Below are 18,499 nucleotides of genomic sequence, written 5' to 3'. Positions count from 1 at the left end.
TGATCAAGCGGATCCGGAGAGTTCGCTGCACGCCCCGCCAAATACCGCCGAGCAGCGTCGAGTTGTGAAGACTTCTTTTTTTTGAGAGCGCTCTCAGTCACAAGTCTTGACGCCCAACCCGGCCGTCGCGAGAGTGGTGCGCACCGCGGACGCCTCCGTTCCACCTCCTCGCACGACCACCCCGTCCGCGACCCCCCACACACCCGGAGTCGCCTCATGATTTCGCGCAGAATGTTCCTCACCGGTGGCGTCGCCGCCTCCGCGACCGCACTCACCTATCCCCTCTGGGGAAGCGCGCTGAGCCCGAGCGCGTCGGCTGCCGCCGCGACCTGCGAACTGGCCCTGGAGAACAAGTCCCTGCCCGGCCGGGTCAACGCCTACGTCACCGGCCACGAGCAGGGCACCGACCGCTGGGTGCTGCTGCGGGCTGACGGCAGCGTCTACCGCCCCGACTCCCCCGCGGCCCCGCAGACCCCGCTGCCGGTCGACTGCGCCATCCCGCTGAACGCGGCGGGCGGCGCACCGGTCGTCCTCACGCTGCCGCAGATGTACGGCGCCCGGGTCTACTTCGTCCGCGACGACACCCTGGACTTCTACCTCAACCCGGGCCCGGCGCTGGTCGAGCCGGCGTTCGCCACGTCCACGGACGCGAACTACGGGCGCACCTGGTCGTTCTGCGAGTTCACCTTCAACCCGCAGCAGCTGTACGCGAACATCAGCTACGTCGACCTGGTGACGGCACTGCCGATCGGCCTGAAGCTGGAGGGTGACACCACGCACACGGTGGCCCCGCTCCCCGACGGCGCCGTGCAGAAGATCGCCGACGGCCTCACCGCCCAGGCCGCCGCCGACGGGCAGCCGTGGGACCAGCTGGTCACGCGCGGCTCGGACGGCAGCGTGCTGCGGGTCATCTCGCCGCAGAACCTGATGGCCCCGTTCTTCGACCGGCCGGACCAGATGCCGTTCCGCGATCTGTTCACCGCGCAGATCGACGAGGTCTGGCAGAAGTACCGCTCGACCGATCTGCGGATCGACCTCCAGGGCGGGCGTGGCGTCTTCACCGGGCGGGTCAGCGGCGACACCCTGACCTTCAACGGCGGGCACACGTTCACCAAGCCCGTCTCCAAGGACATCTTCACCTGCAACCACGGGCCGTTCACCAACAACCCGGCGGACTCCGACGACAAGAAGGGCCTGCTGGCCCGGCTCGCGGCCGGCTTCAACCGCTCGATCATGCTCAGCCACCCCGACCAGCCGAACGGCACCACGGTGGCCGACTACTACCAGGGCGCGGTGACCAACCACTGGTCGCGCATCGTCCACGCCAACAGCCCGATCGGCTACGCCTTCCCGTACGACGACGTACGCCCCGACGGGGAGCCCGACGTCTCGGGCGCCGCGAACGACGGCAACCCGCGGCGATTCACGGTGACCGTGGGGTCCTGACCCCGTTCGGGCCCGGAACCGGGTGTGCCCCCGTCCGTGGGTTCCAGGACGGGGGCACACCCGTGTCAGGGCCCGAACCGCCCCGGAACCGGTTTCCCGGAACCGGAGCGGGGGACCCGATGCCTCTCCCGTGCGCCGGGCGGTATCAGCCCGGGGAACCCACCGCGAGTTCCTGCCGTGCCCGTGCCGCGGCACCGACCGGTACGGCGTCGGCGCCCAGGCCCGACCTGACCAGCCGCACGGGGTGACCGCTCACCGGCGGATCGGCGTCCAACGACGCGAGGATGATCGGGCTCAGCAGCGGCCACGCGTGGCTGACCCCGCCGCCCACGACCACCGTCGTGATGTCGACGACGCCCGCCGTCATCACGATCGCCCGTGCGATGCCGGCACCGGCGGCCCGGTACACCGCGAGGGCGTCCTCGTCACCGCGCTCCGCCTCCCCCGCGACCTCTCGGGCGGTCACCCGCCGGCCGGTGCGCTCCGCGTAGCGGGCACCGATGGAGCGGCCGGAGGCCAGGGTCTCCAGATGCCCCCGCCCGCCGCACGAGCAGAGCAGGTCACCGAAGCCGGGGATGTGCCCGATCTCGCCGGCCGCGCCGTGCGGGCCGGTGAACAGCGTGCCACCGCTCCACAACGCGCCACCGACCCCGGTGCCGAGAGTGATCCCGAGTACGTCCGGCTCGTCCCGGACCGCGCCGCCCGACGTCTCCCCGTACAGGAAGGCGTTGACGTCGTTGTCCAGGAAGGCCGGGACTCCCAGCGCGTCCTCGACGGCGTCCGTCACCCCGAAGCCGGCCCAGCCGGTGAAGGAGTCGCTGGCCACCAGGATGTGACCGGTGGCGGAGTCCACGACGCCGGCGGCGCCGACCCCGCACCCGGCGAGCCGGCCGGGGGTGCGCTCCAGCAGCGGGGCCAGCGTGTCCAGGGCCGCGCGGATCATGTCCGGGCCGCCGTGAGCCGCCGGGGTCACCGTCCCGGCTCGGTTCAGGACGTTCAGGCCGTCGTCGCACAGGACCACCTGCGTGGTGGTGCCGCCGATGTCCACGCCGGCGAAGAGCCTGCGGTCGTACGGGTTCATGCCTGGACCTCCGTCCGGCCGGCCGTGAGGGCGGCCAGGCGCTCGGCCCTGCGGCCGCGCTGGATCACCGGGTCGGGCACCGGTACGGCGGCCAGCAGGCCGCGCGTGTAGTCGGTCTCCGGGTGCAGGAGGGTCGCCCCGGTGGGGCCCTGCTCCTGGATCCGGCCGCCCCGCAGCACCACGACGCGCTGCGCGAAGTGCTGGACGACGGCCAGGTCGTGGGAGACGAAGAGGCAGGCGAAGCCCAACTCGTCCTGGAGCTCGGAAATCACTTCGAGTACCGCCTGCTGCACGCTCACGTCCAGTGCGCTGGTGGGCTCGTCGGCGACCAGCAGACGGGGCTCCAGGACCAGCGCGCGGGCCAGGCTGACCCGCTGGCGCTGACCGCCGGACAGCTCCCGGGGCGCCCGGTCGGCGAGTTCGCGCGGCAGCCGGACGCGGTCGAGGATGGCGGCCACCTTGCTCCGGCGGTCCTTGGCGGAGAGGCCCCGGCGGTGGACCCTGAGCGGCTCGGCGACGCACTCGCCGACCGTCATCCGGGCGTCCAGCGACGCGACCGGGTCCTGGAGGACCACGCCGATGCCGGCCCGCAGCGCCCGGCGGGCCCGGGACCGGGTGCGCCCCAGGTCGGTGCCGAACAGGGAGACCGTGCCGGAACTCGGCGCGATCAGGCCGAGCGCGACCCTGGACGCGGTGGACTTGCCGGAACCCGACTCGCCCACCAGCCCCAGGGTCTGACCGGCGTGCACGGCGAGGGAGACGCCGTCCAGGGCCCGCACGGCGTTCTTGCCGCGGCCGAAGACCACGGAGACGTCGCGGAGTTCGGCCACCGGCTCGGTGCCCTGGTCCACGGCGGAGGCGGCCGGGGCCGCCTGGCCCGCCTCGGCCACCGACAGCCGGGGGACGGCGGCCAGCAGGCGGCGGGTGTACTCGTGGGACGGGCGCAGGAGCACGTCCTCGACCGGTCCGGTCTCCACGATCTCGCCGCGGTACATCACGGCGACCCGGTCGGCGAAGTCGGCGACGACGCCCATGTTGTGGGTGACCAGCAGGACACCGGTGCCGGTCTCGGCGGCGAGCCGGCGCAGCAGGTCGAGGATCTCGGCCTGCACCGTGACGTCCAGCGCGGTGGTCGGCTCGTCGGCGATCAGCAGGGCGGGGTTGTTGGCGATGGCCATCGCGATGACCACGCGCTGGCGCTGCCCGCCGGAGAGCTGGAAGGGGTAGGCGGCAGCCCGCTTCTCCGGTTCGGGTATGCCGACCTTGCGGAGGAGTCCGACGGCCTCGGCGGCGGCGTCCTTGGCGGATATCTCGCGGTGGTTGCGAATCACCTCGGCGATCTGCCTGCCGACCCGGGTCAGCGGATCCAGCGCCGTGGCCGGCTCCTGGAACACCATGGAGGCGGTCCGGCCGCGCAGCGACGCGAGGTCGCTCTCACGGGCGCCGACCACCTGGGTGCCCGCGATGAGGGCGCTGCCGGTGGCACGGGCGTTGCCGGTCAGCAGGCCCATCGCGGCCAGCGCGATGGTGGACTTGCCGGAGCCCGACTCGCCGACGAGGGCGAGCGTCTCGCCGGGTTCGACGTGCAGGGAGACACCCCGGACGGCCGGCACCTCACCGGTCTCGGTGGTGAAGACGACGCCGAGGTCGTCGAGTTCGAGAATCGGCCCGGCCTGCGGTGCGGCGGGGCTCTTGGTGACGGTCATCCGCGTCCCCTCACGTCGAATGCGTCGCGGAGCCCGTCCCCGATCGCGTTGAACGCCCACACCACCAGGATGATGGCCAGGCCGGGCGGAATGATGAGCCACCAGTAGCCGGAGTAGGCGGCGGTGAGACCGGCCGACAGCATGCCGCCCCAGTCGGTGGCCGGCGGCTGGACGCCCAGGCCCAGGTAGGAGACGTAGGCGACGAGCAGGATGGCGTCGGCGATCTGGAAGGTGGCGGCGACGATGATGGTCGAGACCGAGTTCGGCAGGATGTGCCGGATGATCGCCCGGCCGTGCGTCCCGCCGATCGCCCGGAGCGTCAACACGTAGTCGCGGTTCTTCAGACTCAGCGTCTCCGCCCTGATCAGCCGCGACGGCACCAGCCAGGAGACGAAGCCCAGGATGACGATCAGTCCCGTCAGGTCCGGGGTGGTGATGGCCGAGACCACCAGCAGGATGAAGAGCGCCGGGATGGCGATCCCCGCGTCCACGACCCGCATCATGACCGCGTCGACCCAGCCGCCCGCGTAGCCGGCGACGGCGCCCCACAGGGTGCCGATGACGGTGGCCAGGACACCTGCGGCGAGACCGACGATCAGCGACACCTTGCCGCCGTACATGAGCCGGCCCAGCACGTCGTGGCCGACGGCGTCGGTGCCCAGCCAGTGCGAGCCGCTGGGCGAGAGGTTGACCTGCTGGAGCATCGTGTGGGTCTGGTCGGTGGAGTACACCAGCGGACCGACGAAACAGAACAGGAAGAAGACGGCCACGACACCGAGCCCGACGACGGCGAGCCTGTTGCGGCGGAAGCGCCGGACGGCGAGGCGGGAGCCGGACGCCGTGACGGCGGTGGCCGTGCCGGGCACCTGGCCCGGCTGGATGACGGCACTCATGCCCGGCCTGCCTTCACTCGGGGGTCGATGACGCGCTGGACGATGTCGGCGAGGAGCGTGCCGGTCACCGTGGCGACCGCGATGACGAGCACACAGCCCAGGAGCACCGGGTAGTCGGAGGACTGTGCGGCGGTCCAGAAGAGCAGGCCCATACCGGGGTAGTTGAAGAGCTGCTCGACCACCAGCGCACCGCCGAACAGCACTGGCACGTAGTACCCGAGCATGGCGACCACCGGCGTCAGCGAGTTGCGGAACACATGCCGCCACAGGATGGCGCGGGAGCGGGAACCGCCGGCCCGCGCGGTCCTGACGTAGTCCTCGGAGAGGTTCTCCAGGGTGGCCGCCCGCATGTAGCGGCTGAACACCGCGATCATCGAGGCTGCGCCCGCGACCACCGGCAGGACCAGTGCCTGCGGTTCGGAGAACACCTGGGCGAGTGTGTCGCCTTGCGGTGCCTGGGAGGGGAACCACGGCAGCACCTGGCTGAACACCAGCACCAGAATCAGCCCGAGGAAGTACACGGGCGTGGAGTAGGCGATGAAGCTCAGCGTGGTGATGACGTAGTCCGCCGGCTTGTTGCGACGCATGGCCTGCCACATGCCCAGCGGGATCGCCAGCACCAGGCCGACGATCGCCGACAGGATGGTGAGCAGCAGTGTCTTCGGCAGCCGTTCGGTGATGAGTTGGGACACCGGCTCGTTGAGGGTGTACGAGGTCCCGAGGTCACCGTGCAACAGCTGGTTCAGGTAGTAGAAGTACTGCACGGGCAGCGGCTTGTCGAGGCCCTGTTCGTGGTTGAAGGACGTGATCTGCTGCGCGGTGGCCTGCGGGCCGAGGATCCCGCGTGCGGGACCCCCGGGCAGGGCGTGCAGCAGACCGAAGACCACGATCGTCACGATGACGATCACCACGACGGCCTGGAGGACCCGCCTGATGAGGTACGAGGAAGTGCTCATGTGTTTTCCGGTCGCTTCGGCTCAGTGATGCGCGTGGTCGGCGACCGGGCTCACTTGTTGGTCCACTTCCACATGGCGGGGTGGAAGTTGGCGAGCGAGTCCTGGGCGAAGCCGCCGAGGCCGCTCTTGACCACGGAGACCTGGTAGTCGGGTTCCGGCAGCCAGACCACCGGAAGGTCCTCGGCCAGGGCCGCGCTGTACTTCTGCATGGCGGCGGAGGAGGAGTCGGTGGTGGTCTCGCTGATCAGCTTGTCCACGGCGGCGTTGGAGTAGCTGCCGAAGTTGGAGCCGCCGCCGGTGGCGAAGAGTGAGTCACCGCTCGGGTAGGCCGGGAAGTACCAGCTGCCCGCGCTGCCGAAGAAGGACAGCTGCCACTTGCAGCCGGACTCGTCGGCGTTGCACTGACCGGCCTGCGAGAGAACCGAGTTGACCGGTGCGGTCTTGATGCTGAAGCCGATGCCGGACTTGGCGAAGGACGACTGGAGCGCGCTCATCAGGTTGTCGGTCACGGTCGAGCCGGACTGCGACAGCACCTGCATCTGGAACTTCGTGCCCTTGTCCACCCCGGCGCCGCACTGGTCGTCGCCGCTGCCCGGGTCGGTGCAGACCATGGTGCCGCCCTGCTCGGTCCAGCCGTGGTCGGTGAGCAGCTTCTTCGCCTTGGTGGTGGAGAAGGGGTACGGGTTGTTCTTCTGCTCCGAGGAGACGAAGGAGGAGGTCTGGCCCTGCGGGACGGGTCCGTAGGTGGAGACGGCGGTCCCGTTGAAGATCACCTTGGAGAGGGTCGTCTGATCCACCGACATCTGGATCGCCTGGCGGGCGTAGAGCTGCTTGAAGACGGGGCCCATGGTGGGGTTGTTGAAGTTGTAGGGCATGTACGTGATCGCCCAGCCGGCCCACGGCTTGAGGGTGTAGCCCTTGGCGGTGAAGGACGCTTCCTGGCTGAGGTTCGTGGCGTTGATGTAGCCGTAGTCGACCGTGCCTGCCCGGAGTGCGTTCTCCTCGGCGTCCGTGGTGGTGAACGGCAGCAGGTTCACCGTCTTGATGTTGGCCTTGCCGCCGCCGTCGTACTTGGCGTTGGCCGACAGCTGCACCTTGCCGGCAGTCGAGAACGACTTGATGGTGTACGGGCCGCTGACCGTCTTCCAGAGCGGGTCGGTGGCGTAACCGGAGATCTTCTTGGCGGCCGTGTTGAGGTACGTCCAGACCTTCTTGGCGCCCTCGGTGGTGAGGTCGAGGTCCGATACCTTGCCCGCGTCACTGGTCTTGTCCCAGACGTGCTGCGGCATCGGGCGGATCATGCTCAGCTCGTTGGCGAGCATCCACTGCGTGTTGTACGCCTTGTCGAACGTGATGGTGAAGTGCGTGTCGTCCACGATCTTCAGCGAGGTCCAGTTGTCCGGCGCCTTGCCCGGGCTGTAGCTGGCCCAGTCCTCCCTGTTCGCCTTGACCAGGTTGAACCAGAACTGCACATCGCGCGAGGTGATCTGCTCGCCGTCGCTCCAGTGCCGGTCGCCGAGGGTGATCGTGACGCTCTTGCTGTCCTTCGCGAAGTCGGCGCCGGTGGCCAGCGAGTTGTCCTTGTTCCAGCCGACCTTGCCGGTGGAGCCGTCGTACGCGATCAGCGGCTCCCAGAGGGACTGGGATATCGAGGAGTTGTTGGTGTTCAGGTGAGCGGCAGTGCCGACCGGGAGGATCCAGTTCGGCGTGAAGTTCGCCGGCAGCGCGTAGTTGATGCTGTCCGACGAGCTGGAGCCGGACGAGGTCGTGCCGCCGCCGGAACAGCCGGACAGCAGAACGGCCGCCGTGGTGGCGACGCCCGCGGCGAGGGCCCAGCGGCGGCTGTTCGCCGTGCGGGTAAGGATCATGACTCTCCTCGGAGTGAAAGGGCCCGCAGCCGCTCAGGGGGGTCGGCGCTGCGTTCACGACAGCTAACGCCGCCATTGCCGAAGAAACAAACAAGAATTAATAACAAGTAAGTTACTGCACTTTCGACGAAAGTCATCTCGCCCCATTCCTCCCGACAACTTGCGGCACTTTGGGGTGATATAAGGGATTTTACGGGTGACGCACTTCCTTCATGAAGCTGTTCCCCTGTGCGAAGTGCGGGCGTATCGTCTTCGCCACATACCCCGTTGCGGAAGTAACTTTGTACATGACTGGAATAAGTGCGTGGGACCGCAAGGCCACGAAAGGGACCCCGTCCCTCGCCGTGCGTGTCCTGGAACTCATCGCATCGGGCGAGGCGACGTCACGTGCCGAACTCGCCGAACGCCTCGGGGCCGCCGCCTCCACCGTCTCCCTCGCCGTGGGACACCTGGTGGAGCGCGGCCTGGTCGCCGAGGAGGGCACCCACTCCTCCACCGGTGGGCGTCCCCGCAAAGCGCTGAGGATCGGGAGCCGTGACGAGTTCGCCGTCGCCGCCGACCTCGGCGGGCGGCACGCCAGGATCGGCGTGGTGCTTCCGGGCGGCGGCCTGACCGACGTCTCGACCGTCCCCTTCCTGATCGCCGACGGGCCCGAGGCGGCCCTGCCCCGGCTGGCCGAGGCCCTGGAAGCGCTGGCCGAACAGCGCGGGCCCGGCCGCCTGCGCGGGGTCGGGGTCTCGCTGCCCGGACCCGTGGACATCGCCTCGGGGTCGGTCGTCCGGCCGTCGCGGATGCCCGGCTGGAACCGCTTTCCGGTCGCCGCCTGGCTGGAGGAGCGCTTCGGAGTCCCGGCGGCCGTGGACAACGACGCCAACTGCATGGCGGTCGGCGAACACACCGTCCGGCTCGACGGGCACGCTCAGACGATCATGGTGAAGATCGGATCCGCGATCGGAGCAGGTGTGATCGCCGAGGGGCGTCTCTACCGCGGCGCGACCGGCGCCGCCGGGGACATCACCCATATCCGGATCGACGCCGGTGCCGATATCCCCTGTTCCTGCGGCAACACCGGCTGCCTGGAAACCGTGGCGTCCGGTGCCGCGCTGGTCCGCATCCTGCGCGAGCGGGGGGTGGATGTGAGCAGCACCGAGGACGTGGCCCGACTGGCTCTGGACGGCGATCCGCTGGCCACCCGCACGGTCCGCAGGGCCGGCGACTACCTGGGTCAGGTGCTGGCCGCCAACGTCAACTTCTTCAACCCGGACGCCGTCTACCTCGGCGGCATCCTCTCCACCCTGGAACAGTTCGTCGCCGCTGTGCGCAGCCGGCTCTACGAGAGCTGCCACCCGCTCGTCACCGAGCACCTCACCATCGAGCGGACCAGGCTCGGCGCCGACGCCGGACTGGTCGGCGCCGGGCAGTTCGCCCTGCAGCGCGCCCTGACCCACGCCCTGCACGAGGTGGGCGGAACCGACCGGTTCGGCACTCTCACCCCCCGCCATCTCTGACGCCCGACCCCTACGAGGAGCCATGTCGCAATCCCGCACCGCAGCATCCCGCCCGGTCATCGTCATCGCAGGGCTCGGCATCGAGTCCTCCACCTTCTCCCCCGCCCGGACCCGGGCCGCCGCCTTCCATCCCTCGCGCGGCGCCGAGGTGCTGGACCGCTACCCCTTCCTGGCCCCCGGTGAGGAACTGCGCGAGGCGGCCGACTGGCGCGGCGCCCTGGTCGGCAAGTCGCTGCCGGGCGGCACCGTCACCGCCGCAGCCTGGACCGAGCTGACCGACGAGCTGATCGAACGGCTCGCCGCGCTGCCCCGCCCGGACGGCCTCTGGTACGACATTCACGGCGCGATGACCGTGGAGGGCATCGACGACGCCGAGGCGGTCCTGCTGGAACGCATCCGCGCCACCGTCGGCCCCGACGTCATCATCTCCACCTCGATGGACCTGCACGGCAACGTCTCTCGCGAACTCGTCCACGGCAGCGACCTGATCACCTGTTACCGGATGGCTCCCCACGAGGACCACATGGAGACCAAGGAGCGGGCCGTCCGCAACCTGGTGGAACTGCTGGCCTCCGGGGCGCCCCGTCCGGTCAAGGCCTGGGTGCCGGTACCGGTGCTGCTGGCCGGCGAGCAGACCTCCACCCGGATCGAGCCCGCCAGGAGCGTGTACGCGGCGGTGGACGACGTCGAGGCCATGGACGGCGTGACCGACGCCGCCATCTGGGTCGGCTACGCCTGGGCCGACGAACCCCGCAACCGCGCCGCGGTGGTGGTCACCGGCACCGATCGGGCTGCCGTGTGCGCCGGTGCGGAGCGCCTGGCCCAGGGCTTCTGGAAGGCCCGCGACGACTTCGCCTTCGTCGCCCCGACCGGCACCTTCGACGGCATCCTGGACGAGGCCCTGGGCTCCGACCAGCGGCCGTACTTCATCAGCGACACCGGGGACAACCCGACCGCGGGAGGTTCCGGTGACATGACCTGGGGGCTGACCCGGCTGCTGGCCCGCCCGGAGTTCCGGGACGACGACGGCCCGACCGTCATCTACGCCTCGGTGCCGGGACCGGCCGCCGTCGCGACGGCCGTAGCCGCCGGAGTCGGCGCCACCGTCACGGTCACCGCCGGGGCGGAGGTCGACGACCGGCACGCGGGCCCGGTCACCCTGACCGGCACGGTGCACTCCGTCCGGCACGGCGACCGCGACGCCCGGACCGAGGTCGTGATCCGGGTGGGCAGTGTGTACGCGATCCTCACGGAGTTCCGCAAGCCCTACCACCACGAACACGACTTCACCGACCTCGGCCTCGACCCGCGTGGCGCCGACATCGTGATCGTGAAGATCGGCTACCTGGAGCCCGAACTCTTCGACATGTCGGTCGGCTGGAAGATGGCGCTCACCCCCGGCGGTGTGGACCAGGACCTGGTACGTCTGGGCCACCACCGCATCCGCCGCCCGATGTTCCCGTTCGACCGCGAGATGGCCGACCCGGACCTGTCGGCCCGCGTCATCCCCGCCTCCGACCAGCCGCTGACCGGGGACGACGAGTGATCGCACGTCCCGCCCTGGAGATCGCCGTCACGTCACCGGCGGGCGCCCGCGCCGCCAGGGAGAACGGCGCCGACCGGGTCGAGCTCTGCACCGCGCTGGAGCTGGGCGGCCTGACCCCGTCGGCCGCGCTGGTCGAGGCGGTCGCAGCAGAAGGGCTGCCGGTCCAGGTGCTGGTCAGGTGCCGGCCCGGCGACTTCGTCCATGACGCGGAGGAGATCGCACTCATGGTCGCCGAAGTGCGGTCCGTCATCGCCTCCGGCGCCGCCGGAGTGGTCATCGGCGCGCTCACCGCCGACGGCGCCCTGGACACCGTCGGCGTCGCCCGCCTCGCCGAGGCTGCCCGCGCCACGGGCCGCCCGGTGGACGTCACCCTGCACCGCGCCATCGACCAGTCCGCCGACCCGGTGGCCACCGCCGCGCTTCTGCCCTCCCTCGGTCTGACCCGGGTCCTCACCTCGGGCGGCGCTCCCGCCGCGGCCGACGGGCGGGCGGCGATCGCCGCGATGGTCACCGCCGCGCCGGGGGTGCAGGTGATGGCCGGCGGCGGCATGCGCCCCGCCGATATCCCGGCGCTGGCCTCGGCCGGCGTCGCCTCCGTCCACCTCTCCGCCAAGACCCGCGCGCCGCGCCGGCTCGGCGGTACCTGGATACCGCTCGGCGCGGGCGGAGCGTCGGCCGAGCAGGACACGCACTTCGTCACCGACCCCGAGGTCGTCGCTCAGGCGCGACGGGCGCTGGAGGCGGTGGGCTGACCGCCGCCCCGCGCATGACGGCGCCCCCGCTCTTCACTTCACGGGCGGGGGCGCCGTCATGCGCGGGCTAGCTGTCAGCAGCCGCCGCAGTTGTAGTACGTCACGTCCCAGTGGTTGCCCTCGTCCGCGTAGATGTTGCCGGAGCCGGACTTGTACTGGGGCGCACCGTCACCGCGCAGACCGATGTAGCTGAACACGCCGTGGACGTAGTTGGTGAGACAGGTGGTCTTGGCGAAGTCGAGCTTGTAGCCGTTCCAGTGCGAGTACGTGCCACTGGCGTGCCCGGTCTCGGTGCCGCCGGTGATGTTCAGCGCGCAGCCCGTGGCGCTCTTGAGGGTCTGTGCGCCCTGGGCGGTCGGCAGGTTGAGCTGGTCGAACGAGGTGCAGGTGGAGACGTTGCGGTTGGAGCAGCCGCCGGAGGACGACCAGGTGACGCCGGACGAGCTGAATCTGGCGGTCGCCTGGCTGTGGGTGAGCTTGGTGACGGCGTAGGCGTCCGTCGAACCGGTGACGACACCGATTCCGGGGGCGAAGAGGGCGCCGAGCACGAGGGCGAGGGCGGTCAGGACGGGGCGCAGCGTCATACGGGACACCATGTGAGGACTCCTCCTGTGCATGACAAACGGGTAGTTCAGATACTGCCCGAGTTCTACGCGCGTCCGCCAGAGGGCCCACGGTGACGGTCGCGTGAATACGAGCCCCCCTCAGCCCCCTGCCGCACCCCGTTCCGTAACAGTCGGGACCATGGATGTTGAACTTTGAACAAGATAGGTCTACAGTGAATCTCGTTGAAGGTTAAACAACTACTTCGAGCCCCGCTCGATCACGTCCCCGAGGAGGAGCCATGGCTCTGTTCAACCGCAAGAACAACGACGCCCCCGCCGCCACCACCGTCGCCGTCGACCCGGCCCTGGCCGCCCTCACCGGCGACTACGCGATCGACCCGGCCCACAGCAGCATCGGCTTCACCGTCCGTCACGCGATGGTCACCAATGTGCGCGGCTCCTTCGGTGAGCACGAGGGCAGCCTGAAGCTGGACGGCAGCGACCCGGCCAACTCCGCCGCCTCGATCGACGTCAGGATCGCCAGCGTGGACACCGGCATCGCCGACCGCGACGGCCACCTGGTCGGCGGCGACTTCTTCGACGCCGAGAAGTTCCCCCTCATGACGTTCCGCTCGACGGCTGCCGAGCAGCTCGGCGGCGACAAGTACCGGGTCACCGGCGACCTCACCATCAAGGACGTCACCCGCCCGCTCGCCATCGACCTGGAGTTCAACGGCTCCGCGACCGATGTGTACGGCAACGAGCGCGTCGGCTTCGAGGGCAGCGCGGACATCCTGCGCTCCGACTGGGGCCTGACGTGGAACGCGGCGCTGGAGACCGGCGGCGTGATGGTCAGCGACAAGGTCAAGCTGAACTTCGACATCTCCGCGATCAAGGCCGCCGCACCGCAGGCCTGATCCCCGGGGGGGAACCCCGAACCGAGCGCGCCCGCCTTCCGCCCCCGCCGGGGAGGACGGCGGGCGCTCGGCGTGGGGCGGGCGTTTTACGCGGGGCGGGCGCTCGGCGTAGGGGCACGGCGTGGGTGCTCGGCGCGGTCAGCGCGCCCTGTCGAAGGCGTCGCCGCTGCCGAGCGGAAGCGTTTCACCGCTTCGTGGAGGGCGTCCTCCCGCTGGGCGGCGAGGGCAGTGTCCGCCGCCTTGCGAGCGGCGTCGCCCGCGTGGGCGTCCTTCACCATCCGCCGCATGATCTCTCCCCGCTTCCCCTCAGACTTCGCTGCCGGGCCGGCGGAACGTCAAGATCAGAGCAGGTCACCGAGGTACACGGGCGTATTCTCAGCGTGTCCGGTGCCAAGTGCGGTGAGCGGAATCTCCAGCCCGAGCGGAAGCAGGACCAACTCGGCGAGCGTGGCCAGGGGATGCCAGACAACGGCCGCCTGTGTGCGGTCCGGCGCCGTCGCCGGCAACGCGGCGTCGGAGTCCAGTTGGGCTTTGAAGTACACCTGAAGCTGCTGAAGTCGGGTGCGGTGATACGGATTTCCGGGGTGCCGCTCCGGCAAGTACTCGCGGACCCAGAGCAGCTCGCCGACACTGACCCGCAGTCCAGTCTCCTCCCGCACCTCACGGGCGACCGCCTCGGCAGTCGTCTCACCGGGCTCGACACGTCCGCCGGGCAGCACGTGGAATTCTCGGCCGTTGTCACAGTGCCGGATCAGGAGGATCCGACTCGCCTCATCCACGACGACCGCGCGGGCACTGACCCGTGGTTCGGCGGCTCGTGCAGGCGGTTCGGCACCTGGGGGTGACAGTGCATCGTCGCTCATCCGCGCAGCCTACGGGGCACACGCCGCCGAGCGTATCGAGGTTGGAACCGCGTGAGACGCTCGTGGAAAGCCCTGTTCGAGGAGCGCGGCGCCGGCGCGCGGACCTCCCTGACAGCGGTCTCGAACGAGCGTGGCATGGTCACCCCGCAGTCGCGCGAGTTCCTCCTCGGAGGAGAGGTCGACATCGGCTGCCCCAGTGAGTGCGGCGGGCCGCCCCCTCCGGCAGCCCGCCGTCCCGGAAGACACCGGTGTCCATTCCGCTTGTCGGAAACCACGTGCGCCAGGCACAGCCCAAGGCCTTGGCGTATTCGCTTGTCGTCAGAATCGTGAGGGGCCGGCCGGTTCGACTGGTTCCGGGAGAGTGCCGGGCCCGGGATGACGAGATCATGGCGTTCTCGACGCCCTGTGTTCGCCGCCGGGCGATCAGCCCATGCTCTTCGCGCCGTCGATCGACTCCCGGATGATGTCGGCGTGGCCGGCGTGCTGAGCGGTCTCGGTCATGATGTGCATCAGCACCCGGCGCGCCGACCACCGGACGTCACCCTCGAACCACGGAGCCTTGGGCAGCGGCTGGGTGGCGTCCAGGTCGGGCAGGGTGGCGATCAGTTCGTCGGTCCTGCGGGCAGCCTCGGCGTAGTCGGCCAGCACGCCGGCCAGTGTCTCGCCGGGCAGCATCCGGAAGTCGTCGGCTCGCTGGGCCCAGTCGGCCTCGGTCATCGCGGTGAAGTCCGGCATGGACGACGGGCCGTCCACGACGAAGCCCGCCCAGCTCCGCTCGGCCCCGGTGACGTGCTTGATGAGACCGCCCAGACACAGCTCGCTCACCGTGGTGCGCAGCCCGGCCTGCTCGTCGGTGAGGTCACGAGTGGTGAAGCGGAGGAAGTGCCGGTGCTTGGCCAGCATCTCCAGCAGATCGGCGCGCTCGCCGGTGAGAGCCGGGGCATCGGCCACGTCGCGGGTGGTCTTCTCGCTGACGGTCATGATCTCTGCCTTCTGTCGTTCCTGTTCCGCCGGTCGAGGAACACGCTAGAAGTCATATAGGCCAGTTCCCGACCTGAAGGGAACGGATCAAGCCTCGACCGTGGGCGCAGGCGGCGTGGACGTCGCGCGGGGGCCCGTAGCGGGGCCTGCGACCCGTCTCCGAGAAGGGCGTTCTCCGCACCCCGAGGCGGCTGGAGCATGCGGTGGGCCATGACCGGAGCGGTCCACCCCGGTACCTGCAGAACAACGGTCAACGGCAGTGGTGCAGCCAGGCGTTGGGGTCGGCTGCCAGGCCGTGGTGCAGGTCGGTCAGGGCCTTGCGGAGGGCCAGGGTGACGGGGCCCGGGCGGGTTGCGGCAATCGTGAAGTCACCGTCGGCGTCGCATACCCGGCCGACCGGGGTGACGACTGCGGCGGTGCCGCAGGCGAAGACCTCCGTCACCACGCCGGAGGCGCATTCAGCGCGCCAGTCGTCGAGGGAGATCCGCTCCTCGGAGGTGTCGTAGCCGAGTCGCCGAGCCAGTGTGAGGACGGTGTCGCGGGTGACACCGGGAAGGACCGTACCGGTCAGCTGCGGGGTGATCACGCGATCACCCCGTACGAGGAAGAGGTTCATGCCGCCCATCTCCTCGATGTAACGCCGTTCGCGGGCGTCCAGCCAGACGACCTGCCGGCAGCCGGCTGCCTCGGCCTGCCGCTGGGCGAGGAAGGAAGGGGCGTAGTTTCCGGCGATCTTGACGTCGCCGGTGCCCCCCGGGAACGCCCTGCTGAAGTCGTGACTGACGTACACCGAGACCGACTCGACGCTGTCGCCGAAGAAGCCACCCGCGACGAATGCCATCAGCAGGAACCGGTACGTCCGGGAGGGGCCCAGCATCAGCGTGGTGTCGGTGGCGAACATCAGCGGCCGGAGGTAGATGCTGTGCGAAGGGTCGTCAGAGAGTGCGTCCTTGTCGACGCCGACCAGCTGGTCGATCACGGCGACGAAGGTGTCCACGGACAGTTCGGGCATGGCCAGCCGCCGGCAGGAGCGCTGGAACCGCAGGGCGTGGTCGACGGGTCGCCACACACCCATCGCGCCGTCCGCGCGCCGATGCGCCTTGAGGCCCTCGAAAGCGACCTGGCCGTAGTGCAGGCCGATCATGGCGGGGTGGATCGAGAGGTTCTGCAGGCCGGTCAGCTCGGGCCGGGTCCAGCCCCGCTCCTCGGACCAGTCCATGACGATCATGTGATCGGTGAAGGACTCGCCGTGGCCGGGGTTGCGCACTGCCGTGCTGCGGAGGCCGGTGGCGGGTTCGGCGGTGGTAACCATGTCAGTGCTCCCAGGGGCGTGAAGGCGGGACAGCCCTTAGCGGGCGGGCGGCCCGTGCGGAACTCAGCTGCGTCAACCGCGCTGCCAGCTCCGCCAGTTCGGTGTTCTCGTAGACCGTCCGGGCGGGGACGGTGAAGCCGAGCCGTCGGGCGAGGTCGGCGCTTACCCGCACCGCGCCCATCGAGCTGCCGCCGAGCAGGAAGAAGTCGTCGTACCGAGAGGCGGCTTTCACCCCCAGAACTGTGGTCCAGACCGAGGCGACCAGCTCCTCCATGTCGCCCTGGGGCACCTCGTCCTCCGAGTCCGGCGTCTGCCCGGAAGATTCCGCGGGGTACATGCAGCCTCCGTTTCCACCATGCCTATGTGAAGATGCGCTCTGCGCCGCACGCTAACAGCGGGAGGCCCGTACCCGGCTGCGGTCGGTCGTCAGGGAAATCCCTTACAGGCGGCGCCCGTTGGGGACATCTACCGTGACTGCATGACAGCTACCATGGGTGTGAAGGGTCTGGCCGTCGGATTCGGTGGCACCGAACTGTTCGCCGGGCTGGATCTGGTGGTCGCCCCGGGCGATGTCGTAGGCCTGGTCGGGCCCAACGGCGCGGGCAAGTCGACGCTGCTGCGGTCGCTTGCCGGGCAGCACGAACCGGACGACGGCACGGTGACCTTCGGCCCGGCGGACGCGACCGTGGGATACCTGCCGCAGGAGCCCGAGCCCCGGCCGGGCGAGACGGTGGCCGACTATCTCGGCCGCAGGACCGGGGTGGCCGCCGCCCAGACCGACCTCGACAGCGCCATCGAGTTGCTCACTGACGGTGCCCACGGCGCGGACGACGCGTACGCCACCGCCTGGGACCGCTGGCTCAACCTGGGCGGTGCCGACCTGGACGAACGGGCCGCCGCCGTGGTCGCGGACCTCGGTCTCGCGGTCGCGCTCGATCACCCCATGTCCGGACTCTCCGGCGGGCAGGCCGCGCGGGCCGGGCTGGCGGCACTGCTGCTGTCGCGCTACGACGTGTTCCTGCTGGACGAGCCGACCAACAACCTGGATCTGGACGGGCTGGAGCGCCTGGAGGCATTCGTCGCGGGCCTGCGGGCCGGGACCGTCCTCGTCAGCCACGACCGCCAGTTCCTGGCGTCGACGGTCACCCGGGTGGTGGAGCTGGACAAGGCGCAGCACCGCATCGGGTACTACGGCGGCGGCTACACGTCCTACCTGGAGGAGCGCGACCGGGCCAGTACCCAGGCCCGGTCGCGGTACGAGGACTACGCCGAGGCCAAGTCCGGCCTGGAGGCACGGGCCCAGACACAGCGCGGCTGGGCCGAGCAGGGCGTCCGCACCGCCCGTACCAGGGTGACCGACAACAACAAGATCGGGCGCCGGCAGCGGACGGAGTCCGCGGAGAACCAGGCCGGCAAGGCGCGCCAGACCGAACGGCTGATCGAGCGGCTGGAGGCGGTCGAGGAGCCCCGCAAGGAGTGGGAGCTGCGCATGGAGATCGGCACCGCGCCCCGGGCCGGCGGCACGGTGGCGGTCCTGCGCGAGGCGGTCGTCCGGCTCGGCGAGTTCATGCTCGGACCGCTCGACCTGGAGGTCGGGTGGTCCGACCGGATCGGGATCACCGGACCGAACGGCGCGGGCAAGAGCACCCTGCTGGGCGCGCTGCTCGGCCGGATCCCGCTCGACTCGGGGACGGCGACGCTCGGTTCCGGCGTCGTCGTCGGCGAGGTCGACCAGGTCCGCGGCCTGTTCCTGGGGGGCGACTCGCTGCTGGACGCGTTCCGGGCGGCGGCCGACGACATGCCGGTTGCCGACGCCCGTACGCTGCTGGCCAAGTTCGGGCTGCGCGGCGAGCATGTGCTGCGGGCAGCCGCGACGCTGTCCCCGGGCGAGCGGACCCGGTCCGCACTGGCCTTGCTCCAGGCCCGCGGTGTGAATCTGCTGGTCCTCGACGAGCCGACCAACCATCTGGACCTCCCTGCCATCGAGCAGCTGGAGTCCGCGCTGGCCGAGTACACGGGCGCACTGCTCCTGATCACCCATGACCGCCGGATGCTCGAGGCGGTACGGCTGGACCGCCGACTGCACGTGGAGCGCGGACAGCTTGCCCGGGACTGACCGGACTCA

16 protein-coding genes are annotated in these 18,499 nt (G+C 70.2%); 6 read left to right on the top strand and 10 right to left on the bottom strand.

The features are described from left to right. Nucleotides 1-216: 216 nt before the first annotated feature. Nucleotides 217-1,446: a glycoside hydrolase family 64 protein gene (locus SH922_RS29015; protein ID WP_393061017.1), complete on the top strand. Its 1,230-nt coding sequence runs from the start codon at nt 217-219 to the stop codon at nt 1,444-1,446. Nucleotides 1,447-1,591: 145 nt separating this feature from the next. Here the strand turns inward: SH922_RS29015 and SH922_RS29010 are convergent, their stop codons facing one another. Genes SH922_RS29010 through SH922_RS28990 form a run of 5 tightly spaced genes read right to left on the bottom strand, consistent with a single transcriptional unit; the run spans nt 1,592 to nt 7,950 of the window. Further along, the gene (locus SH922_RS29010; protein ID WP_393061015.1) at nt 1,592-2,527 is read right to left on the bottom strand and encodes an ROK family protein; all 936 of its coding nucleotides are present in this window, start codon (nt 2,525-2,527) and stop codon (nt 1,592-1,594) included. Then, on the bottom strand, nt 2,524-4,233 hold the full coding sequence (locus SH922_RS29005) for a dipeptide ABC transporter ATP-binding protein (RefSeq protein ID WP_393061013.1): 1,710 nt from the start codon (nt 4,231-4,233) through the stop codon (nt 2,524-2,526). The genes SH922_RS29010 and SH922_RS29005 overlap by 4 nt, the downstream gene beginning before the upstream one ends. After that, a complete protein-coding gene (locus tag SH922_RS29000) occupies nt 4,230-5,126 on the bottom strand; it encodes an ABC transporter permease (protein WP_393061011.1) in 897 nt (298 codons plus the stop codon). The genes SH922_RS29005 and SH922_RS29000 overlap by 4 nt, the downstream gene beginning before the upstream one ends. Next, nucleotides 5,123-6,082, bottom strand: coding sequence for an ABC transporter permease (locus tag SH922_RS28995; RefSeq protein WP_393061009.1), 960 nt, complete (start codon nt 6,080-6,082; stop codon nt 5,123-5,125). Before SH922_RS28995 ends, SH922_RS29000 begins: the two co-directional genes overlap by 4 nt. 50 nt (nt 6,083-6,132) lie before the next feature. After that, nucleotides 6,133-7,950: a peptide ABC transporter substrate-binding protein gene (locus tag SH922_RS28990; RefSeq protein WP_393061007.1), complete on the bottom strand. Its 1,818-nt coding sequence runs from the start codon at nt 7,948-7,950 to the stop codon at nt 6,133-6,135. 287 nt (nt 7,951-8,237) lie between these two features. On the opposite strand from SH922_RS28990, the gene SH922_RS28985 reads away from it, so the two are divergent. From SH922_RS28985 to SH922_RS28975, 3 genes are read left to right on the top strand one after another with little or no spacing between them, the layout of a single operon-like run. Then, entirely contained in the window at nt 8,238-9,458 is a 1,221-nt protein-coding gene (locus tag SH922_RS28985) for an ROK family protein (protein ID WP_393061005.1), read from the top strand. 22 nt (nt 9,459-9,480) lie between these two features. After that, nucleotides 9,481-11,004 carry a M81 family metallopeptidase gene (locus SH922_RS28980; protein ID WP_393061003.1) on the top strand — a complete coding sequence of 508 codons (1,524 nt, stop codon included), beginning with the start codon at nt 9,481-9,483 and terminating at the stop codon, nt 11,002-11,004. Next, entirely contained in the window at nt 11,001-11,756 is a 756-nt protein-coding gene (locus SH922_RS28975) for a copper homeostasis protein CutC (RefSeq protein ID WP_393061001.1), read from the top strand. Before SH922_RS28980 ends, SH922_RS28975 begins: the two co-directional genes overlap by 4 nt. Nucleotides 11,757-11,830: 74 nt before the next feature. On the opposite strand, the gene SH922_RS28970 is transcribed toward SH922_RS28975, so the two are convergent. Continuing rightward, the gene (locus SH922_RS28970; RefSeq protein WP_393061000.1) at nt 11,831-12,352 is read right to left on the bottom strand and encodes a hypothetical protein; all 522 of its coding nucleotides are present in this window, start codon (nt 12,350-12,352) and stop codon (nt 11,831-11,833) included. Between the two features lie 248 nt (nt 12,353-12,600). Here SH922_RS28970 and SH922_RS28965 point away from each other — a divergent pair, with 248 nt between their 5' ends. Further along, nucleotides 12,601-13,218: a YceI family protein gene (locus SH922_RS28965; protein WP_393060998.1), complete on the top strand. Its 618-nt coding sequence runs from the start codon at nt 12,601-12,603 to the stop codon at nt 13,216-13,218. A gap of 341 nt (nt 13,219-13,559) precedes the next feature. Here the strand turns inward: SH922_RS28965 and SH922_RS28960 are convergent, their stop codons facing one another. The 4 genes from SH922_RS28960 to SH922_RS28945 form a co-directional block, all read right to left on the bottom strand. Beyond that, nucleotides 13,560-14,081, bottom strand: coding sequence for an NUDIX domain-containing protein (locus SH922_RS28960; protein ID WP_393060996.1), 522 nt, complete (start codon nt 14,079-14,081; stop codon nt 13,560-13,562). Between the two features lie 423 nt (nt 14,082-14,504). After that, nucleotides 14,505-15,062: a DinB family protein gene (locus SH922_RS28955; protein WP_393060994.1), complete on the bottom strand. Its 558-nt coding sequence runs from the start codon at nt 15,060-15,062 to the stop codon at nt 14,505-14,507. A 250-nt stretch (nt 15,063-15,312) separates the two neighbouring features. Then, nucleotides 15,313-16,374, bottom strand: a complete 1,062-nt coding sequence (locus SH922_RS28950; RefSeq protein ID WP_393060992.1) for a branched-chain amino acid aminotransferase — start codon at nt 16,372-16,374, stop codon at nt 15,313-15,315. Between the two features lies 1 nt (nt 16,375). After that, on the bottom strand, nt 16,376-16,711 hold the full coding sequence (locus SH922_RS28945) for a phosphopantetheine-binding protein (protein ID WP_393060990.1): 336 nt from the start codon (nt 16,709-16,711) through the stop codon (nt 16,376-16,378). Nucleotides 16,712-16,852: 141 nt separating this feature from the next. On the opposite strand from SH922_RS28945, the gene SH922_RS28940 reads away from it, so the two are divergent. Next, a complete protein-coding gene (locus tag SH922_RS28940) occupies nt 16,853-18,490 on the top strand; it encodes an ABC-F family ATP-binding cassette domain-containing protein (RefSeq protein WP_393060988.1) in 1,638 nt (545 codons plus the stop codon). The last annotated feature ends 9 nt before the right edge of the window (nt 18,491-18,499 follow it).

Source organism: Streptomyces sp. LN549 (genome assembly GCF_043203805.1).
GTDB lineage: Bacteria > Actinomycetota > Actinomycetes > Streptomycetales > Streptomycetaceae > Streptomyces.
This window is presented reverse-complemented; position numbering and strand designations above follow the sequence as displayed.